The organism is Shewanella sp. 6_MG-2023 (assembly GCF_030547195.1).
Lineage (GTDB): Bacteria > Pseudomonadota > Gammaproteobacteria > Enterobacterales > Shewanellaceae > Shewanella.
Window position 1 is genome coordinate 37,343 of record NZ_JAUOQU010000021.1, and the last position, 19,658, is coordinate 57,000.

Genomic DNA, 19,658 nt, shown 5'->3' on the forward strand with positions numbered 1-19,658 from the left:
CAATATCAGAACAAAAGTATCAGAACAAAAGTATTTGTAAACAGTCACCTAATTGATTTATCACTCAAGTGAATCTGCAAGTGCTAGCTAAAGCGGTCAAATTGCCCTTTGCAGAGAATTTGACGCCTATTAACAACAGCGCTAGCTTTCTTCACACAAGGCTTTACCCGCAGCGTAGCAGCTTGGCTGGCGTGGACACACGGCGCCGCGAGAGCAAATCACCCGAGCATCATTGTCTATGCCGCGCTCAATCCAATTGATATTCAGAATTTTAGCCACACTGGTTAAATCAGCTTTGATGTGTTTTGGAATGGCCACCAAACCGCCATTATCAACACAGGCTTTCTTTAAATCGGCGGTAATGGATTTTGCATCCTTGCCTTGGGCTTCAATGGCAGGGTTGAGATCAATGCCCGCACATAGCACATGTGGATTGCCTGCAGAATCATCAACTTTGATTGATTCGCAACAGTAAATTCGCGGCTCGTTACCGACATTTAAAATCGAGATCTGCGCCGAGGTGCCATCAGTGCTAGGTTCATTAATTTTTCTAAACACTGCCCAGTGATGACATGGATCTTCAACAATGCGCATATTGCCCCACGGCAGTGGAATACCATTGCCACGATAAACCGCTTTTAGCTTTCCTGGCGCATAGGCATCAAAGTAATGCCAGTGTGGATAAGGTGACACTACCGTCATGCGGCGCATTGCCACTGATGCTGACACTTGCAGTTGTTTATGTACCGCAATTTCATAGCCATGACGGTCGAGTAATTGTCTAAATGGCACCTTGGGACATAATAAAGCGCCAGCAAAAAAGCTCGATTCAAAATCACGCCATGCATGCAAAATATCTTGAGCATTAAGGGTATTTGATTGCATTGAGCTGTCATCATCAATTTCTACCCGACGCCCTGAGGTCATCACACTTTTAAGGCCATCTTTATTGTGTAAAACACAATGGCCAATATGCACCGCCAAGTCATATTTTAATCGCGGTACATTGGCTTTCAGGGCTTTATTAATATAAATCGTCGCTGGCGGCTCAAAAAATGAGGTGGTTAATCGGGCTGAACTTGCGCCAGTTTCATCGATCACTTCTGTGGGGATTTCATCAATCCACTTGATTTTAAGCCCCATACTTTTAGCGATATTAAGCATTTCTTCAGCCGCTAGAGGCAGTTGTTTTTTACCAATATCTTCAGCGGCTCGTTCTAAATCTGGGAAGTGATTTTGATGATGCTCTTGATGGGCGCGAATAAGTAACTGGGCAAATTGCCTGCCTGATGTACCTGTTTGCGATAACATTTCTGGAATGGCAATTTGCAATATATCATTTGAAAACAAGAAACTAGGCTCAAGCGGCATACCGCTAACACCGCCATGACGGCCTTTTTCAGGGGTGATTGACTGCTCTTCTGGCATGTCATCTAAAAACCATTCCACATCTTTTTGAAACACGGTTGCGATCACGGCCAGCATTCCTGCACTGGGGACACGTTTACCGCGCTCTATCATCGAAAGGTACGACACTGACGGCGCCGAACTGGAATCCACTCGAATACATCGAGCGGATAAATCTTCCATGGTCAGGTGATTGCGTTTACGTAAATTACGAATCTTAGTGCCAAGGAAATGTGACTTTCTCATCAAGCTTTGATCATTGCGCATTTTGTAAAATTCACAGTGTAAAATTTTTATTGTGAAATTGTAGTGAAAAATACACTAGACTACAAATTAAGCAATCGGGAAACAGTGTTTGTTTTAACAAAACCCGTTTAAGCCAGTAAATGTTAAACCAGTACGCAGGGCATTAATTGCTGAAAACAACCAGCAAGTGCCGACATCAAACGAAGAGGATAAGGTTATGATTATGACTACTATGAACCACAACACAGCCGCTCACGACCTTAACAGCTTCATTGAAGAACAAATTGTGGCCACCAGCACTAATGCAGATAAAATCACCAACGCGAAAATATTTTTAGATAATAACTTTCCATTGGCTAGCGGGACTCATGCCGATGTAAGTAGCTACGTGATTTACTACACTCATCTGCTAGCATTTATGAAAGATGGCAGCCAATGTGGATTGCAAAATCCTTGTCAATTTGTGGCGTTAACTGGTCATAAAAGCGACCCAACATCTATCGTGTTAAAAAATAACGATACCCATGTTGAAGTGAGCTTTGACCGAAACGGTGAACTGGGTGCTAACGACCCAGCGCATATTGAAGATATTCAAGTGGCACTGCCGATTAAGAATTTACCGACACCTTACAAGCAATGGGTAAGCATGCTGCATTCACGTTGTTTACCAACTGAAGGTAACTGCAAAGTGTTTACCGCCAAAGATGGCAGTGACTACGCTATGCATCAGCGTTAATTGTTACTCTCTATATCGCTTAAGATAGCAAAAATAGCCCATTAAAAAAGTCCAAGCTGTATTCATACAGCTTGGACTTTTTTATTTCTGGCATTTGTACTAAAACTAAACTCAAGCTTTATGCCAGATTCAAGCCACACCGAGTTTAGAGCTATGCCAGAGTTAAGTAAACCCTAAAACTCTTGGTTCATCTTTGCTAAGCAGCTTTGTAAAACTTGTAGATGTTCTGGGTCGATATTGCGGCTCAAGTCAGCCACTAAATCTAAATGTAATTGATTATGCTGGCGATGAATCACTTGCCCGGCTTCTGTTAACACCACCACTATCGAACGTCTATCATCGGGGTGAGCGCAGCGTTCAATTAGCTGAGCTTGGACTAATTTATCCACCTGAACAGTTAAGGTGCCAGTGGTTATCGCCAGCTTTTGCGCCAACTCCTTCATGCGTAAAGGACCATGATTGCCCAACACTTCAATGGTATGGGTTTGCGCCAGTGAATAGCCGGTTTCTTTTACCACCGATTGCTCCCAAGAAGCCATCTTGTCGTAAAATTCAGTTAGTAAGTGATTTAGGTTTTGTAGATTTTTCATTATTTAACAGGATGAACCTCAAGGGTGAGATGATTAATTTTATCAAAATTCGCCAATAATTGTTTGTATTCAGCAATGCTTTTATCAACATGAGACTCAAGAATGATAGCCGCCGAGTAATGATCGCCACTGATTTTCCATATATGCATATCTTTGATGCTGGCAAAGGGCTGTAATGCTTGTGTTATCGCCTGACGATAATGCTGATCAATATTTTCATCCAGTAACACTGGGCTAGTTTGCTTTAATAGCCCTAAGGTCCACTTACAAATCACCACAGCGCCCACCATACCCATTACCGCATCAAGCCAGTTCCAGCCATAAAACTTACCAAAAATAAGCGCCACAATAGCCAGTACTGAGGTCAATGCATCGGCTAACACATGTAAATATGCCGCCCTTAAGTTGTGATCGTGATGCGGCTTATGTTGGTGATCATGCTGATGTTCTGCTTGCGCGGTTTCATCGCGGGAATGGTTATGTGAGTGCTGATGTGAATGATGATGTGAGTGGCTATCGGAATGAGCATGCCCGTGGGAATGATCATGGCCATGATGATGATCGCCAAGCAAGAACATGCTGACAACATTTACCGCCAAACCAATAAAGGCCACCATAATCGCTTCATTAAATTGAATATTTTGCGGGTTAAACAGACGGTGAATCGACTCTGCCATCATCAATAACGCCACTACCCCAAGCACTATCGCGCTGGTGTAACCACCTAATACACTGACCTTGCCAGTACCAAAGGAAAATTTATCACTGCCAGCATGTTTTCTAGCATAGCGATAAGTAAATAAGGTGATACAAAACGCCGCAGCATGTGTGCCCATGTGCCAACCATCGGCTAGTAATGCCATTGAACCGTACATCGTACCGGCGACAATTTCTACCACCATAGCGGTAACGGTTAAGATCAACACGTACAGGGTGCGCTTCTCACCTTTATTGTGCAACGAACTAAATTGATGATGATGTTGATTTAAAAATTTCAAAAGCCATCTTTGTTTGACAATCAAACTATTTGTCATAAATAGTATTTTGACCATCAAGCAATGTCAATATACTCGTGAACAATAAAGCTGTGATTTTAGCGGCGATTAACAACAGGTAGCCGTTGAAATGCAGCATAATTAAAAACTTTCAGTTCAATTTAATCGTGCCATGGCAATCTAGTTGTTACACTCAAGCATCGACGCTGCGGGCAGACTTGGTGACGGCTGTCACAAGAGTTCGCCATAAACCGCTGCAACATTTAATTTCAGAGATCATCAAAGCCTCATGACAACTGCTTTTTCTTCGCGCTTTAAACTGTGGCTATTTATTGTTGTTGGCTTAGTTTGCTTAACGCCTGTTATCTCTTCTCCTGTTGCCTTGCTAATGGGTTTCACCCTTGCCAGTATTGGCATGGTGCCAAGCCATATTGACTTAAATAAGCTCACTAAAAAGTTATTAGCCTATTCAATTGTTGGTTTAGGTTTTGGAATTAATTTACCTGAAGCGCTTGCTGCCAGTAGTCATAATCTTGGCTTAATCGTCGGCTCTATTTTTTTTACACTCATGCTCGGCATTGGTTTAACCCGATTAATGAAATTAGAAGTTAAGACGGGCCATTTAATCAGTTGCGGCACAGCGATTTGTGGCGGTAGCGCGATAGCCGCAGTCGCGCCTGCTATTAATGCTAAGAACGATCAAATTGCGGTTTCACTGGCATGTATTTTCCTACTCAACTCTGCTGCATTATTTTTATTTCCCACCATTGGCCATGCGTTATCACTTAGCCAATATGATTTTGGTGTTTGGAGTGCGATTGCCATTCACGATACTTCATCTGTGGTTGGCGCCGCCTCTGTTTATGGTGATGAAGCCCTTAAAACCGCCACTACCATTAAACTGGCTAGAGCGCTTTGGATCATTCCTATCGCGTTATTGAGTGCAATAATTTTTGACGGTGATAAATCAAAAATATCTATCCCGTATTTTATTGGCTTTTATTGCTTAGCCATTCTTATTGCTTACTTTATTCCACAAGGCCAGCCCGTTTATAACGTGCTGTTTAGCGTATCCAAGCAGTTGCTTATTGTGTGTTTGTTTTTAATTGGCGCTGGTATCACGGTCAGTAAAATGCGCGCTAATGGGCCAAAACCGTTAATGTTGGGGATCATATTATGGCTGGCGATTGGCAGTACATCACTTGGGTATATTTTATTGACGGGAGATTAACTTGAGTAGCTGTTGCGGCAATGTCTGCGCGAAATGCTGTTAAAGGTCTTGTTGGTTATTCTGCTGCTTAATAACCTCTGACTGTTCTTGCTGAATATCAGGTTTAGCTAACGCCAGTGCAATCAGGCCACTAAATGCTAGTAGCTCAATCACAGCGCGGGTTAAACCCGTTGTTTGCACCGAGGCAACAATGGCAATAATGCACAGGCAAACTATCGCGCAGGCTTTAATGATTTTTGAATTTAGCAGCCGAAACATAATAATGAGATAACAACCTTTCTGAATATGAAAGGTTATTATCGGAACTGTCCGTTTAAGCCGCCAATATCTATTTTTACTATGTTATACAATTACAGCGACGGTTTACTGGTATGACGCTTGTTAACGCTACTGGCCATTAACCAATGACTGGCAATTGAAAACACACAATAAGCACTAAAATAATAAAAGCCTATTTCAAAGTGGGCAGTGGTTGTCAATAGTTCGCCCATACCGGCAGAAGCATTGCCCGCCATATAAACTATGATTAGCGCCACCACAAATACATCTGCCATTGACCACTTTCCAATCGCACCAATGAATCTCATTAATCCATATTGCAACGGCTTAAATATTGGCAGATTGACCATCAACATAGTCAGTAACTTAATCGCCGGAAAAACGATACTGAATAAACCCACTAATGCTGCAACTAAAATATTATTGGATTGATATAACTCATTGACGGTATCAACAATACTGCGGGTTTTATAAAAAACCTCTACCTCTCCTTCAATATTATCAAACCCGAGCATACTCACCGCCATATCCAGCATACTGCGGGCATTACTGCGGTTATCTTCAGATAAGCTTTCGGTAAACATGGTCACGCCGGCTTCAACTAACTCCGACTTTTCGATGGAGCCTTGGATGGTCAAAATGGGTTGAGTCACCCCGGGAATTAATAGCGCCAGCGACAGGATTATCACAACAATGCTCAGTAGCGACTTCATCTACAACTCCATGGTATTGAGATTGGTATTGGCTAATAAAAAGGGCTTGGGTCCACAGCTAATGACCGTGGCGATACACCGCGGTCAATATTGAGGTTACATTTGCGTAAATCAACTAAGGTAACTTCGGTATAGCGCTGATGCTTTTGTGAATAAAAGCATTTTACCACTGGATGTAACGCATCTCTGCCTGCTGACTCCCATACAATGCCCACACGTTCATCAGACAGTTGCACTAATGAGCCCACAGGGTAAATGCCCACACAGCGGATAAATTCGTACACCAATGTTTGATCAAGATGGAACGGGGTCAAACTCATTAAAATTTTAAATGCAGCAGCTGGGCTCATGGCTTCTTTGTAGCAGCGGGTCGCGGTAAGTGCATCATAAATATCCACAATACAACTCATACGCCCATGTTGCGGGATCTCGTCGCCTTTAAGGCCTTTGGGGTAACCTTTGCCATCAAGCTTTTCATGGTGCATCAAACACACATCTTTACTCACCTGAGATATCTCTTGGGTATCACTCATGATGTCGATGGCATACACCTGATGCATCTTGATAAGTTCAAACTCTTCTGCCGTTAATTTACCTGGCTTGTTGAGTATTTTGTTATCCACTTGCACCTTGCCAATATCATGCAAGATCCCACCCACAGCAAGCTCTTTAAGCAGTGAGGCATCAAGACCTAGGTGCTTACCAAAGGTCACTAGCAAAAATGCCACGTTAACTGAATGCTCAAGTAAATAAGCATCTTTGGTTCTTAATGCTGACACACACCTAAGTGCATCGGCATCATCCATCACCGACTCGAGCATTTTGTCGGCCACATCTTCAAATGGTGCCACCTCGACAGCCTTGCCTTGGTAGGTTTCAGACAATACTTTACGCACTAATGTTTTTGCTTCAGTGAGGATTTTTTTAGCTTGAGTTTGTTTATATTCTCGGGTGTTGGTTATCTTTTTTACCAGTGGGGAATTGGGCTTTTTCTTTAAACCGCAGCCATCAGCTGAACGCTCAACATCAACCCATACGGTTTTAATACCGGCTTTGGCAAGCTTTACCATGGCGTCTTTATGCTTGATCTGCCCAGCATTACTAATCGCCACTTTGCTATCATTGCGATCAATCGCCACCACAAACATCCCCAGACTTAAGCGCTCTACCGGAATACGGATAATGTCTTGGGACTCAGGTAATACCGTCATTGATGGGGAACTCTCCTAAAAACCTTAATATCATGTAAATAATTGCTAACATGTTGAGTTTTATGTGCCCGACATGTAATTATTAAAAATGCATTTTATCCTTTTTAAGCAAAATTAACTAAAATAAATATAGCAAAGTGTAAGCTCATGTAAAAATAACGCAGCCAATGATAAGTAAGTTTAAAAACAGCCTAGTAACTGATGATATAAGCCATTATGATCACAGCATCGATGCCTGAAGATTGACAGTTTTTGAACCCTTAACTAACTTAAGGCATAATTCATATAAATCCTTTTACGCTTTTTCATTTCAATTATTTGAGATATTGACTCTGGAGTCTGCATTGGCTGGCCATATTTTTTTTGAGCACTTTAACGAGTTAATCAAAAAGTTACACGCTATGAAGTTGGCTCACGTCAAAGAGCCGATTGTGCAGGTCTCAGTAGAAGCTAAATCCTTGCCGTTATTATCTTGGTTAGGGGCGCAAACTCAATATCCACGCATATATTGGCATGCCCGTGACAAACAAGAAGAAGTGGCCGCTGTAGGCGCCTGCAAAGACTTCAAGCAAGAACAAGAAATTAATGACGAGCTACTGGCATCGATTTACCAATCCCAGCGTGGAAAAAGCAGTAATCAAGATATTCGCTACTACGGCGGCGTCGCCTTTGACCGCACCGTAGAATGCTGGCCTGAATTTGGCCGCACTCGCTTTGTGCTGCCTCGCATAGAACTGCGCCGTCATGACAACATCATCAAAATTTTAGTAAATTTAAATTTTGAAGATAATAGTCAAGATGATGAGTGTAATGCGGCCATTGAAGCCATCAATCAGCTCAAACCAGCCAAACCATTGTCACCACCTAATAAACTGCCTTTAATGGGCCGCAGTGACTTGCCAAATTACCCACGCTGGAAAGAATTGGTTGAGCAAGTGACTAACCCTAAATTTAATGCCACCACCCCTAAAGTGGTGCTATCGCGCCAAACTCAGTTAGAAATTAATGATGTGGTCGATCCTTGGATGGTATTAGCCTGCTGGCAAGGGCGCAACCCCAACAGCTTTCAATTTGGGTTTCAATTTAGCCCTGAGCGCACCTTTATTTCATGCTCGCCTGAGCGTTTATACTTACGCCGCCAAAAAGAGTTATTTACCGAAGCCCTTGCCGGAACAACTGTGCGCGGTTTAAACCAAGAAGAAGATGATTTTCTTGCCAATCAGCTACTAGAAGACAGTAAAAACAGCAATGAAAACCAACTGGTTAGGCAGCAAATTGTTGATGTACTCACGCCATTAAGCCATTACGTTGGTGCGGATGAGTCTGCCAAAATTTTTAAATTAACTCATATTCAGCACTTACATCGCTCTATTCGCGCTGAATTAAAAGCCGGTGTTAATGACTTTCAATTACTTCAAGGTTTACACCCAACCCCTGCCGTGGGCGGCTTACCGCGAGAATCAGCATTAAACTTTATCCGTCAACGTGAAGGCTATAATCGCGGCTGGTATGCGGGCGCATGTGGTTATTTAAATAAGTACGAGAGTGAGTTTTCTGTTGCCATTCGCTGCGCCTTAATTGAACCAGGGCGAATTAATCTGTTTGCTGGCGCGGGGATTGTTGCCGGTTCAGATCCACTGGCTGAATGGCAAGAATTAGAAAATAAACTCACCACTATTTTGTCCATTTTAGTTGAGCTGTAACCCAACTAAATAATCAACCAATTAAACAATCACTTAAAAGTCTTTCTGCACATAAATGTGCCGCTGACGGCTGGGTTTTAGTCACAAATAGCGCATTTGCGCTCCCTTGCTAGTTGCATCTTATTTTTTGCTCACTATAATGCGTCCTCCTTGGCGAAAATGACACCACTCAATAAACTCTTTGAGCAAGTTAAAGTCAGCTAAAATATATAATCAGCAACGCCAAGTACATAGATATACGGGTTCCCTCACCCCGTCTAACCCAATAAAAAAGGCCATAACATGTTAATGCTCTCTCAGGCGCAATGTCGCCGTGCACTGATGTTTCTTGTCAGTTTTCATATCATCATTATTTGCGCAAGCAACTATTTGGTACAACTCCCGTTTCAGATTTTTGGTTATCACACCACTTGGGGGGCGTTTAGCTTTCCCTTTGTCTATTTAGCCACAGATTTAACCGTCAGAATATTTGGCCAACAAGCGGCTCGCAGTATTATTTTCAAAGCCATGTTACCTGCATTGGTGATCTCCTATGTCATGGGGGTGATTTTCCATCAAGGGGTTTTCCAAGGCGCTGATTCATTAGCCCAGTGGAATCAATTTGTGTTCCGTATCGCACTTGCCAGCTTTGTGGCTTACTTAGTCGGACAGTTAATGGATATCACTGTATTTGCTAAATTGCGTAAAGCTAAAGCCTGGTGGGTAGCCCCTGCCGCATCGACTCTATTTGGTAACTTGGTTGATACTGTCGTGTTTTTCAGTATTGCATTTTACGCCTCATCAGATCCGTTTATGGCAAGTCACTGGCCTGAAATTGCCACGGTCGATTACGCCTTTAAACTTATGGTTAGCTTAGGGTTATTTTTACCTGCATATGGGGTATTACTGAAAGTGCTCACTGATAGATTGGTTTTAACTGATACAACCCGCGCCTCTTCCGCGCTCTAATGTCGATAAATCACCGCTAGCCACTGCTGACAAAACACACTTTCTAGTGATTTTTTAAGCTATGCCGCATTATTAACTGGTACGATGAGTTAACATGCGGCGATATTTTCGCTGTTGTTAGCTCAATATCAGCCGAGCTGATATTGAAGCCACATGGCCCGACTAAAAGTAAATCTTACATGCTAACTATCCAAATTGAAGCTCATACTGAGCTAACTACTGAGGTGGCTAATCATATTGCCGCTATCAGTGCCCGTATCAACGAACTCGATCGCGCTCAAACTATCGAATCATTACATAGCAAATTAGACAATCAAGCTTGTTTGATTTTATTAGCTTATGTTGAGGGCGAACTTGCTGGGTTTAAAATAGGATATCAACTTGATAATAAGCGTTTTTACAGCTGGCTTGGCGGAGTTGATGCTGATTTCAGGCAACTTGGTTTAGCAAAATCTATGCTCGAGTACCAAGAAAAGTGGGCGACAGAGCAAGGTTATCAACGCCTTGAAGTTAAAACTCGCAACCAATTTAACGCCATGCTGACGATGTTGGTCACTAACCAATACCACATTACGCAGGTTGAATCAGCCACTGACTCGGCAGATAACAAGTTGTTTTTGCATAAAGAATTAGCTTAACAACCAAGATAGGCAGTGTCGATTTGAACGATAAAAGTTATTCGACTGCCTCAAAGAGCTCGCAGAGCATTTGTAAAGGGTTTGTAAAGTTGAAAATAATTTAACTAACAAGTTGCAAATCTAAATGATAATGATTACTATTCATGCGCGTTCCAAAACTCAGTTCTTATTAATAGCTTCATCTCCTATTAATACCCTCTGAGTCTGCAAGCACGACATTGCTCATACACTCTTAGTGGCCAGGCTCATCACCTGGCTTTTTTTTATCTGCGATTGACTCAATTGCAATCTGAATTCCTCAACCAAGCCACTAAAGCTCACTAGCGAAAACACTCACACAACACGCTATAAATATATAAAAATCAGTTGATTAAGCAAAGTTAAATACTATAAGCCACTAATACTCATTTCTATAAGTTACTATGATCAACGCTATAAGCAACTAATACCATAAACAGCTAAGAGTCACTATTTAAGCGGCTACTGTCTTCAAAATGCAGTCCATCATAGGGATTATTTTCTTGTTCTTCTTTCGCCTTATGATAAAGCCCGATAGTAAATACCGTACCTTTACCTAGGGTCGACTTCACCTCAATGGTGCCACCAATGCGCTTAATAATGCCGTAACTGAGCGATAAGCCTAAACCAGTACCATCTTTACGGGTGGTGTAAAAAGGGTCAAAAATACGACTCAAGCGCTCAGGTTTAATCCCCATGCCTTCGTCTTCCACTTCAATTTTCACGCCGACAATCTCGTCATGTTCAAGCCAATCATTAGCTCTGACCCAAATACGCCCTTTACTTTCAATGGCGTGGGCAGCGTTAACTACTAGATTAATGAGCACTTGTAAAATTTGCGGCTGATTCACTTGCACTGTGCATTGGGTATTAATGTCTTTGATGAGCTCCACTTCTTGCTTTTCAATCGAATGCCTAACCAGTACTAACATTTCTTCGATCATCGGTTGCACAGGGTGCATTTCAAGCGGCGCATTAAACTCACCGGGGCGACTGTACTGCAACAAGCTGCGAATAATGGTACTTATTCGACCAACCTGCTGAATAACTAATTCAATTTCTTCTTCAACAGCAACAGCCTTACTGCCAAGCTCATACTTCATTAGTTCCATATTGCCTAAAATTACCGCGGTAGGATTATTAATTTCATGGGCAATACCGGCTGTAAGCTCCCCTAAGGCGGTTAACTTTTCATTGGTGACCAGTTGATGTCTTGTTTCATTTAGCAAGGCCACGTTACGTTGCAGCTCTTCGGTTTTATCTTGCAAGCTACGGGTACGTTGCTCCACTTTCACTTCAAGCTGCTCTGCCGCTAGCTGAATTTGGTTATTACGCCGCTGCAGTAAGTCCAGCATGTGGTCAAATTGCTCAGCCAAATTAGATAGCTCATTATCATGCTCTAATCCCAGCTCGCCGATACGTAAGTCTCGGCCTGACTGCACCGCTTTTACCACATGATGAATGCGCTCAATGGGCTCAAGTAAGCTATTAGCCCCTCGATAAACCAAGAAACCAGACACCAACAACACCAGCATTAAAATGGTGCCAAGCTCGAGGATATTGAGAATATAGGTGTGTATAAAAGGCGACTCAGAAAAACCTGAATAAATCATCCCAATACGTTTACCACGAATATCTTTAAGGGGTGAGTAGCCTGAAATAAACCAGTCATTTAATACAAAGGCACGGTCAACCCACGACTCCCCTTCAACCAAGACTCTCTGGCGCACATCTTCTGACACTAAGGTGCCTAATGCCCTCGATTGGCTCGCTGTTTCATGGGTCGAAAATAGATCCATAGGCACATTGGTACTAATGCGGGCATTATCAAGAAAAATAGTCACAGTACCAATTGAGCGCTCAGGCAAGGTGCCCTCGTCGTACACCAAGTCTCGAATATGATCGACTATAACCGTGTTGCGATTAAATAAAATCCCACCATCAAGATACCAATTCACTTGGCCATTTTCATTTAATATGGGCAATAAACTCCGGCTTAACATGCCACGTGTTTCTTCACTTTTGGTGGGCTCTTGCGCCCTTAAAGTAGCCGATATAGGAATGCGGGCGATACTGGCTAAATCGGGGTCGAGACGAGCCAAACGCTTGGCTGATAACACCATCAAACCAGACAAGGGTTGTTGCTGTTGGATTTTGGGTAACATTATCCGCAAATCGGGATCGGCCGCGGCTTGCTCAACTTTGATTAGCCTTAATATATCAAGTTGTAAAAACTGCTTTTGTTGTTCCAGGTATTGATTAATTTTGTCTATCTGGGATGAGTCGCCCTGCTTGATTTGCTGGAAGGCATTCTGAAAGTCCCATGATTGACTCACATTGAGCAATTGAATTTCTTGTTGTCGCTGAACCTCTTCAAGGGTATTGGTGGCCACAGTCAAATCAGCCTTAACCTTCATAAACAACTGTTTACCGGTATAACTGATATTCCAGTAAATGGTAATGAACACTAGGCTTATCAGGGTCAGTAAGATGGGCAGCAATGTCAGGATTAAAATCCGATAACGCACTTTGGCCTGCATTTGCTGCCAGCTGACTCCAAATATTTGACTAAATACCGACACGATTTACGCTTCCTTATCCGGTTCAGCATCAAACCATTCTTTATATTTTCGATCTAAGGTTTTTCGAGACACCCCTAAATCGCGGGCAGCCGCCGATTTATTGCCATTATTGGCATCGACAACACTCATGACGTGTTGTTTTTCCACTTCTTTTAGTGGCCAACTTAGTGGGTAACCGGCTTGAGTCATCGCTTCTGTTTCTGGCGCTTTTTTCCAATACTCTGCAGGCGGCTTACCCAATAAAATACAGCGCTCAATCATATTACGCAGTTCACGAATATTCCCTGGCCACTCATGTTGTTGCAGTACCTGTATATCTTCATGGCTCCAAATCACCTCTTTAACCCCTAACTCGCGGGCTAGTTGCCAAGTAAAATGATGGGTTAATTCAATCACATCCTCAGGACGTGTGCGTAAAGGAGGGATCAAGATATTGAGTACATTGAGTCGATAATATAAATCACTTCTGAAGTTACCAGCAGCTACCTCTTCTGATAACAAGCGGTTTGTTGCCGCCACCACTCTGACATCAATGGCGACTTCTTTTTCACTGCCCACGGGCCTGATAGATTTTTGCTCTAAAACCCTCAATAGTGCAGTTTGCATTTTCATTGGCATTTCACCAATTTCATCTAAGAAAATCGTTCCGCCTGACGCAAAACTAAATAACCCTTCACGGGCGCCTTTCGCGCCAGTAAAGGCACCTGCGGTATGGCCAAAAAGTTCACTACTCAGCAACTCGGGGGCAATGGCGCCACAGTTAACTGGGACAAATGCGCCAGTGCGGCCACTTAGCTGGTGTAATTGCCTTGCCACCAGCTCTTTACCAGTACCTGACTCACCTTCGATGAGCACCACGGCATTTGTTGGCGCAACGCGTTCAATGACTTGTTTCACTTCCATCATGGCATCGCTGTTGCCAATCATGGTGGTTGAGTGGCCAGTTGAAAGCTCACGACGAAGCATGAAGTTTTCACGCTTTAATAACCTTCGTTCAATACAACGGTCAACCGAAGTCATCATTTGCTCGAGATGAAACGGCTTCATAATGAAGTCTGAAGCGCCCGCTCTTAAGGCTTTAATCGCCACATCCATATCGGCATAGCCAGTCATAAAGATAATGTCCGATTGGCGGTCAGGTTCATTTAGCGCCTCATGCCAATCGATACCAGAGCGATCAGGCAAGCGAATATCGACAATTAATAAATCAAAATGGCCACGGCTACGCAGCTTTTCTGCCTCGCCAATGGTGGAGGCAGTTTCTACTAAAGCGAATTTTTTTGACAACGCCTTTTTGAGAAAGCTACGCATTCCAGGCTCATCATCCACAATCAATACCGAAACAGCAGTTGGTAACGATTTTTCGTTTGAGTCATTGGTGTTCATATGAGGGCCTACTTTGGACATTTTGACTATATTTAAGCTTATCGTATCACTAAAAATCTATTGCTGGGTCAGTTTGCCCACCAGAATTAGCTTACTGGGACAATATGTCTGTAAAAACATAATTCGCACGCGATCTAGATCACAATTTTAAATTTAGTCGTGATCCAAATTTTCAGAAACGCCCTTGGCATATTATTTGCTGTATCTATTTGTAACTAAGATAAGTTAATGTAAATGTTGTTTTTTTAACCATAAATATGATGTTTTAATGATTATCTCTTCAAGGAATTAAAAATGTTTAGTCTAAAATCAGCTTTAACGGCAACATTCAGTGTCGCATTATTAACTAGCACCATGATGAGCGCGACAGTAAATGCTGAAGAAATTATTAAGCTTGCGACCACCACCAGCACTGATAATTCAGGTCTTTTACGCGCTATTTTGCCGACATTTGAAGCTGAATCTGGTTATAAGGTACAGGTTATCGCCACAGGTACTGGTAAAGCACTAAAACTGGCCAGTCAAGGTGATGTAGACGTGGTAATGACCCATGCACCTGCTGCTGAAGCTAAGTTTGTTAAAGACGGTTATGGCACTAATCCTCGCGGGATCATGGAAAACGATTTTGTGGTTTTAGGCCCAATTGCTGATCCCGCTAAACTAGCAACAAGCGATGATGTCGTTGAAGCGTTTCAAAAAATCGCAGCATCGGGCAACAGTTTTATCTCACGCGGTGATAATTCTGGCACCAATATGAAAGAGCTCGCAATTTGGAAACAAGCTTCTGTAACGCCAGATTTTTCAGGCTATACTTCAATTGGCCAAGGTATGGGTAAAACGTTACTGATGGCCAATGAGAAACAAGCCTATACACTGACAGATCGTGGAACGTTTGTTGCTTACAAAGCTAAATTAGATTTGGCAATTACATTCGAAGGCGGCGCCGATTTAGCAAACCCTTATCAAATTATCCTAATTAACGCAGAAAAATACCCTGAATTGAATCATCAAGGTGCTAAGGCATTAAGCGATTGGTTTATTAGCCCAGCGGCTCAGCAGATGATTAATGACTTTAAAGTTCAGGGAGAGCAATTATTTAAGGCAACATATAAGTAATGAATGAAGGCTGGTTAGCCCTACTGCAGCAAGCATTTAGCTTGCTGCTTTCGTTAGACCCTGATGTATGGTCTATCATAAGTGTATCTTTTTCCGTCTCTTTTGCGGCGCTGCTCATCACCTTGATCCCATCAATTGTGTTGGGCTTTTTGCTGGCATCTTACCAATTTCCTGGTCGCTGGTTTGTCACCAATATTGTGCAAACCTTACAATCAATCCCCACAGTTGTGATCGGCTTACTGGCTTATTTGCTGCTCACCAGAAATGGGCCAATGGGCGACTTACGCTGGTTGTTTACCCAACAAGGAATGATCTTAGGACAAATGATAATTTGTGCCCCGGTACTTATCGCATTATCCCAAGCGGCATTTAGTAGTGTAGACCGCCGTGCATGGGAAACCTCCCGCACCCTTGGCGCATCGTGGCAGCGTGCTATTTGGACCGTATGTCGCGAACTTCGCGTACCGTTATTATTGGCCATTATTGCTGCTTTTAGCCGAATTTTGACTGAAGTGGGTTGCTCAATGATGGTGGGGGGCAATATTTTACACCACACCCGTAATATTCCCACCGCCATTGCCTTAGAAACCAGTAAAGGCGACTTTGCCCAAGCTATCGCACTAGGATTAGTGCTGCTGATTTTAGCGATTGTGATTAATTTTGCCATCGGCTCACTGCGTGGCAAGGCCATGCCAAGGAGTCAGTAATCATGGTTAAAGTGACCGCGAAAAACATTCAGGTGCAATTTAAAGCAAGAAAGTTGTTTGCTTTTGACAGCCTAAGTTTTTGTGAAGGCGATGTCATATACCTGCAAGGGGACAATGGCAGTGGTAAATCCACCCTTATGAAACTATTAGCGGGGATCGTAAAACCGTCATTAGGTAAGGTAACAGCTGAAGGATTTGCCGCGCCAAAATGGTGGCAACCAAGTACCTTACTAGGCAAAGCGGTTTATCTTCACCAACATGCCTACCTGTTTGATGGTAATGTGGACTACAACTTGCGCTACGCCTTACCAAAGGACAAGTTTAGCGCCGAGCAGCTTCAACAGCGTATTCGTCAAGCTATTGATATGGCGCAGCTGGGGGCATTATTACACAGTAATGCCACTGATTTATCTGGCGGTGAACGCCAACGATTAGCGCTAGCCAGAGCTTGGATAAGCCAACCCAAACTGTTAATGCTAGACGAGCCAATATCTAATATGGATAAGCAATCGCAAAAACTGGTTTTAGCGATGATTAACCAATTAAAACAAGAAGGCACAGGTCTAATTATTAGTAGTCATCAAACCTGCGGCTTAACAGCCTTGTGCAAAAAGCATTGGCATATTGCTGACAACAACGTTGTGGCCAGCAATCATATCCCTAGCGTTGAACAATCACAGGAGTTTCAATATGTCAGTGCAAATTGATGCCGTTATTTTAGCCGGCGGCATGGCCAGAAGAATGGGCGGCATAGATAAAGGCTTAGTTGAGCTCAATAATAAGCCAATGATCAGCCACACCATTGAGCGAGTTCAGCCACAAGTGAATCGCATCATCATTAATGCCAATAGAAGCCAGCAACAGTATGCTGAGCTAGGTTTTGAGGTTATCAGTGACAATGACAGTGGTTATTTAGGCCCACTCGCAGGCATGGTGACCGCGATGGCGCACACTGATGCCGAGTTATTATTAGTGGTTCCTTGTGATAGCCCTATGCTACCAACAGATTTATGTGAGCGCATGTATGCCTCGTTAAAAGAAGCCGATGCTGATATCGCGGTAGCCAGCGATGGCGAACATCACCAACCTGTGGTGATGTTATTAAAACCTGAATTAAAACAATCGATGCAGGCCTTTTTAGATGCCGGCGATCGAAAAATATTTTTATGGTATGAAAAGCAAAAACACGTTGTAACCAGCTTTGCCGATCAACCTAATGCATTTGTTAATGTGAACACACTTGAACAAAAACTTGTCATCGAGAATGCCAAGTAAGCTGTGGCAACACAGTAACAAGCCAACAATGAGGTCTTTATGAGTATACCGTTTTCCAATCCGCTGAGTATTCCTGTTCTTGGATTCTGTGCCTATAGCGGCACCGGTAAAACCACCTTGTTAAAACAACTTATTCCCGAATTAAATCGTCGAGGGTTACGTTTAGCAGTAATTAAACACGCACACCATAATTTTGATGTGGATATTCCGGGAAAAGACAGTTACGAAATGCGTAAAGCAGGTGCTAAGCAAATGCTGGTTGCCTCCCATATTCGCTGGGCATTAATGACTGAAGATGCGGTTGATGGTGACCCACAATTACCGCACTTACTAAAGCAAATTGAAACGGACAAAGTGGATATCGTGCTTGTTGAGGGCTTTAAAAAGCTGCAACTGCCTAAAATTGAGCTGCACCGCGCCGCCCACGGCAAGCCACTGATCCATACCCATGATGAAAACATTGTCGCTATCGCGTGTTGTGACGACACCGAAACACCGGCCGAGTTAACCCGACTCGATTTAAATAACGTCGGCCAAATTGCCGACTTTGTGATTGAATACAGTCAAAAGTGGCAAACACCTGAAGTGGCTTTACCGATCCCAACCGTTGCAACACCTGTAAGCGATGAGCAGAAATTTTTATCAGTTGCCCAAGGCTTAGAGCAACTCATGACCATGGTGACGCCGCTTACCGCTAGTGAGCAAGTCACCATCGATGACGCAGCAAATCGAGTACTAGCTAGCGATGCGATTTCACCTGTTAACGTGCCCCAGCAAACCAATTCAGCAATGGATGGTTATGCTTTTGCTTATAGTACTGATAACAGCCCAAGCAACCCAGTTGCGCCATTAAAATTGATGGGTGAAGTGCTTGCTGGGCACCAATATCCAGGCACATTAAACCCCGGTGAAGCCGTACGCATTATGACAGGCGCAACCGTGCCAACTGGCGCAGACACTGTCGAAGCACGTGAATTGGTGGTTGAACAAGATGGCCAAGTGCAATTACAAGGCAAAGTGGATGCGGGTCAGCATGTCAGACTTGCAGGTGAAGATATTGCCAAAGATGCCTTAGCATTAGCAAAAGGTCATCGCTTACAAGCCGCTGAACAAGGCTTATTAGCCTCATTGGGTTTAGCCTCTGCAGATGTTGTTAAACAACCGGTTGTGGCGGTGTTTTCCACTGGCGATGAAGTGAGTCAACCGGGCGAGCCGTTAAAAGCCAACTGTATTTACGACTCTAATCGCTACACCATTAAATCAATGGCGCAAAAGTTAGGCTGTAAAGTCATTGACTTAGGCATTATTGAAGATAGCGAAGCATCATTAACGGCTGCGCTACAACAAGCCAGTGTTGATGCCGATATTGTGATCAGCTCCGGTGGAGTTTCTGTCGGAAATGCTGACTACATCAAAACAGTATTGGCTAAAATTGGTAAAATAAACTTCTGGCGCATTAATATGCGTCCAGGTCGACCATTAGCCTTTGGCCAAGTCAACGACTGTTTGTTCTTTGGCTTACCGGGTAATCCCGTGGCGGTAATGGTGTCGTTTTTACAATTTGTGCAACCTGCAATTCGTAAACTGGCTGGCGAAAGTAATTGGCAGCCACAATATTTACCAGCAATAACAGATAGCATCTTAAAAAGCCGCACAGGTCGAACAGAGTTTGTGCGCGGTGTTTACTCGTTAAGCAATGATGGACGGTTACATGTGACCTCAACAGGGGCACAGGGTTCAGGGATGTTGAACTCCATGGTTAAGGCAAATTGTCTGGTTATTATCGGTGAAGCCGAAGATGCCGTCATGCCTGGCCAGCAAGTCTTCATTCAGCCTTTTGCTGAACTGTTATAACTAACCATAAGATGTACTAATTC

At 43.2% G+C, this 19,658-nt stretch carries 18 protein-coding genes; 10 read left to right on the forward strand and 8 right to left on the reverse strand.

The features are described 5' to 3' along the window. Positions 1–141: 141 nt before the first annotated feature. On the reverse strand, positions 142–1,674 hold the full coding sequence (locus tag Q4533_RS13100) for a DUF3612 domain-containing protein (protein ID WP_102475979.1): 1,533 nt from the start codon (positions 1,672–1,674) through the stop codon (positions 142–144). A 202-nt stretch (positions 1,675–1,876) separates the two neighbouring features. On the opposite strand from Q4533_RS13100, the gene Q4533_RS13105 reads away from it, so the two are divergent. Further along, on the forward strand, positions 1,877–2,389 hold the full coding sequence (locus Q4533_RS13105) for a malate synthase (protein ID WP_241901072.1): 513 nt from the start codon (positions 1,877–1,879) through the stop codon (positions 2,387–2,389). Positions 2,390–2,562: 173 nt separating this feature from the next. On the opposite strand, the gene Q4533_RS13110 is transcribed toward Q4533_RS13105, so the two are convergent. Both Q4533_RS13110 and dmeF read right to left on the reverse strand, forming a co-directional pair. Beyond that, positions 2,563–2,979, reverse strand: coding sequence for a MarR family winged helix-turn-helix transcriptional regulator (locus tag Q4533_RS13110; protein ID WP_102439355.1), 417 nt, complete (start codon positions 2,977–2,979; stop codon positions 2,563–2,565). Then, positions 2,979–3,977 (reverse strand): CDF family Co(II)/Ni(II) efflux transporter DmeF, encoded by a 999-nt coding sequence (gene dmeF, locus Q4533_RS13115; RefSeq protein ID WP_303502883.1) that lies wholly within the window; start codon positions 3,975–3,977, stop codon positions 2,979–2,981. The genes Q4533_RS13110 and dmeF overlap by 1 nt, the downstream gene beginning before the upstream one ends. 286 nt (positions 3,978–4,263) lie before the next feature. Here dmeF and Q4533_RS13120 point away from each other — a divergent pair, with 286 nt between their 5' ends. Beyond that, entirely contained in the window at positions 4,264–5,205 is a 942-nt protein-coding gene (locus Q4533_RS13120) for a YeiH family protein (RefSeq protein WP_303502884.1), read from the forward strand. 39 nt (positions 5,206–5,244) lie between these two features. Here Q4533_RS13120 and Q4533_RS13125 read toward each other — a convergent pair whose 3' ends face one another. From Q4533_RS13125 to Q4533_RS13135, 3 genes are all read right to left on the reverse strand, one after another. Continuing rightward, complete coding sequence (locus Q4533_RS13125) at positions 5,245–5,463, reverse strand: hypothetical protein (protein ID WP_102439350.1); 219 nt, start codon at positions 5,461–5,463, stop codon at positions 5,245–5,247. A gap of 92 nt (positions 5,464–5,555) precedes the next feature. Next, complete coding sequence (locus Q4533_RS13130) at positions 5,556–6,197, reverse strand: paraquat-inducible protein A (protein WP_303460230.1); 642 nt, start codon at positions 6,195–6,197, stop codon at positions 5,556–5,558. Between the two features lie 32 nt (positions 6,198–6,229). Then, positions 6,230–7,408 (reverse strand): HD-GYP domain-containing protein, encoded by a 1,179-nt coding sequence (locus Q4533_RS13135; RefSeq protein ID WP_102530642.1) that lies wholly within the window; start codon positions 7,406–7,408, stop codon positions 6,230–6,232. Between the two features lie 401 nt (positions 7,409–7,809). On the opposite strand from Q4533_RS13135, the gene Q4533_RS13140 reads away from it, so the two are divergent. From Q4533_RS13140 to Q4533_RS13150, 3 genes are all read left to right on the forward strand, one after another. Further along, positions 7,810–9,111, forward strand: a complete 1,302-nt coding sequence (locus tag Q4533_RS13140; RefSeq protein WP_102439440.1) for an isochorismate synthase MenF — start codon at positions 7,810–7,812, stop codon at positions 9,109–9,111. Between the two features lie 282 nt (positions 9,112–9,393). Beyond that, entirely contained in the window at positions 9,394–10,059 is a 666-nt protein-coding gene (locus Q4533_RS13145; protein ID WP_303502885.1) for a 7-cyano-7-deazaguanine/7-aminomethyl-7-deazaguanine transporter, read from the forward strand. Positions 10,060–10,238: 179 nt separating this feature from the next. Beyond that, on the forward strand, positions 10,239–10,697 hold the full coding sequence (locus Q4533_RS13150; protein WP_102439345.1) for a GNAT family N-acetyltransferase: 459 nt from the start codon (positions 10,239–10,241) through the stop codon (positions 10,695–10,697). A 458-nt stretch (positions 10,698–11,155) separates the two neighbouring features. Here the strand turns inward: Q4533_RS13150 and Q4533_RS13155 are convergent, their stop codons facing one another. Then, complete coding sequence (locus Q4533_RS13155; RefSeq protein WP_303502886.1) at positions 11,156–13,297, reverse strand: cache domain-containing protein; 2,142 nt, start codon at positions 13,295–13,297, stop codon at positions 11,156–11,158. Positions 13,298–13,300: 3 nt separating this feature from the next. Further along, positions 13,301–14,683 carry a sigma-54 dependent transcriptional regulator gene (locus Q4533_RS13160; RefSeq protein WP_102439343.1) on the reverse strand — a complete coding sequence of 461 codons (1,383 nt, stop codon included), beginning with the start codon at positions 14,681–14,683 and terminating at the stop codon, positions 13,301–13,303. A gap of 354 nt (positions 14,684–15,037) precedes the next feature. Here Q4533_RS13160 and Q4533_RS13165 point away from each other — a divergent pair, with 354 nt between their 5' ends. Genes Q4533_RS13165 through Q4533_RS13185 form a run of 5 tightly spaced genes read left to right on the forward strand, consistent with a single transcriptional unit; the run spans position 15,038 to position 19,635 of the window. Further along, on the forward strand, positions 15,038–15,799 hold the full coding sequence (locus Q4533_RS13165) for a substrate-binding domain-containing protein (RefSeq protein WP_241903543.1): 762 nt from the start codon (positions 15,038–15,040) through the stop codon (positions 15,797–15,799). Continuing rightward, positions 15,799–16,506, forward strand: a complete 708-nt coding sequence (locus Q4533_RS13170) for an ABC transporter permease (protein WP_303502887.1) — start codon at positions 15,799–15,801, stop codon at positions 16,504–16,506. The genes Q4533_RS13165 and Q4533_RS13170 overlap by 1 nt, the downstream gene beginning before the upstream one ends. 2 nt (positions 16,507–16,508) lie before the next feature. Beyond that, entirely contained in the window at positions 16,509–17,213 is a 705-nt protein-coding gene (locus Q4533_RS13175; RefSeq protein WP_102475987.1) for an energy-coupling factor ABC transporter ATP-binding protein, read from the forward strand. Then, positions 17,197–17,781: a molybdenum cofactor guanylyltransferase MobA gene (mobA, locus tag Q4533_RS13180; RefSeq protein WP_102475988.1), complete on the forward strand. Its 585-nt coding sequence runs from the start codon at positions 17,197–17,199 to the stop codon at positions 17,779–17,781. The genes Q4533_RS13175 and mobA overlap by 17 nt, the downstream gene beginning before the upstream one ends. Before the next feature lie 39 nt (positions 17,782–17,820). Beyond that, positions 17,821–19,635 carry a bifunctional molybdopterin-guanine dinucleotide biosynthesis adaptor protein MobB/molybdopterin molybdotransferase MoeA gene (locus tag Q4533_RS13185; RefSeq protein ID WP_303502888.1) on the forward strand — a complete coding sequence of 605 codons (1,815 nt, stop codon included), beginning with the start codon at positions 17,821–17,823 and terminating at the stop codon, positions 19,633–19,635. Positions 19,636–19,658 lie beyond the last annotated feature (23 nt).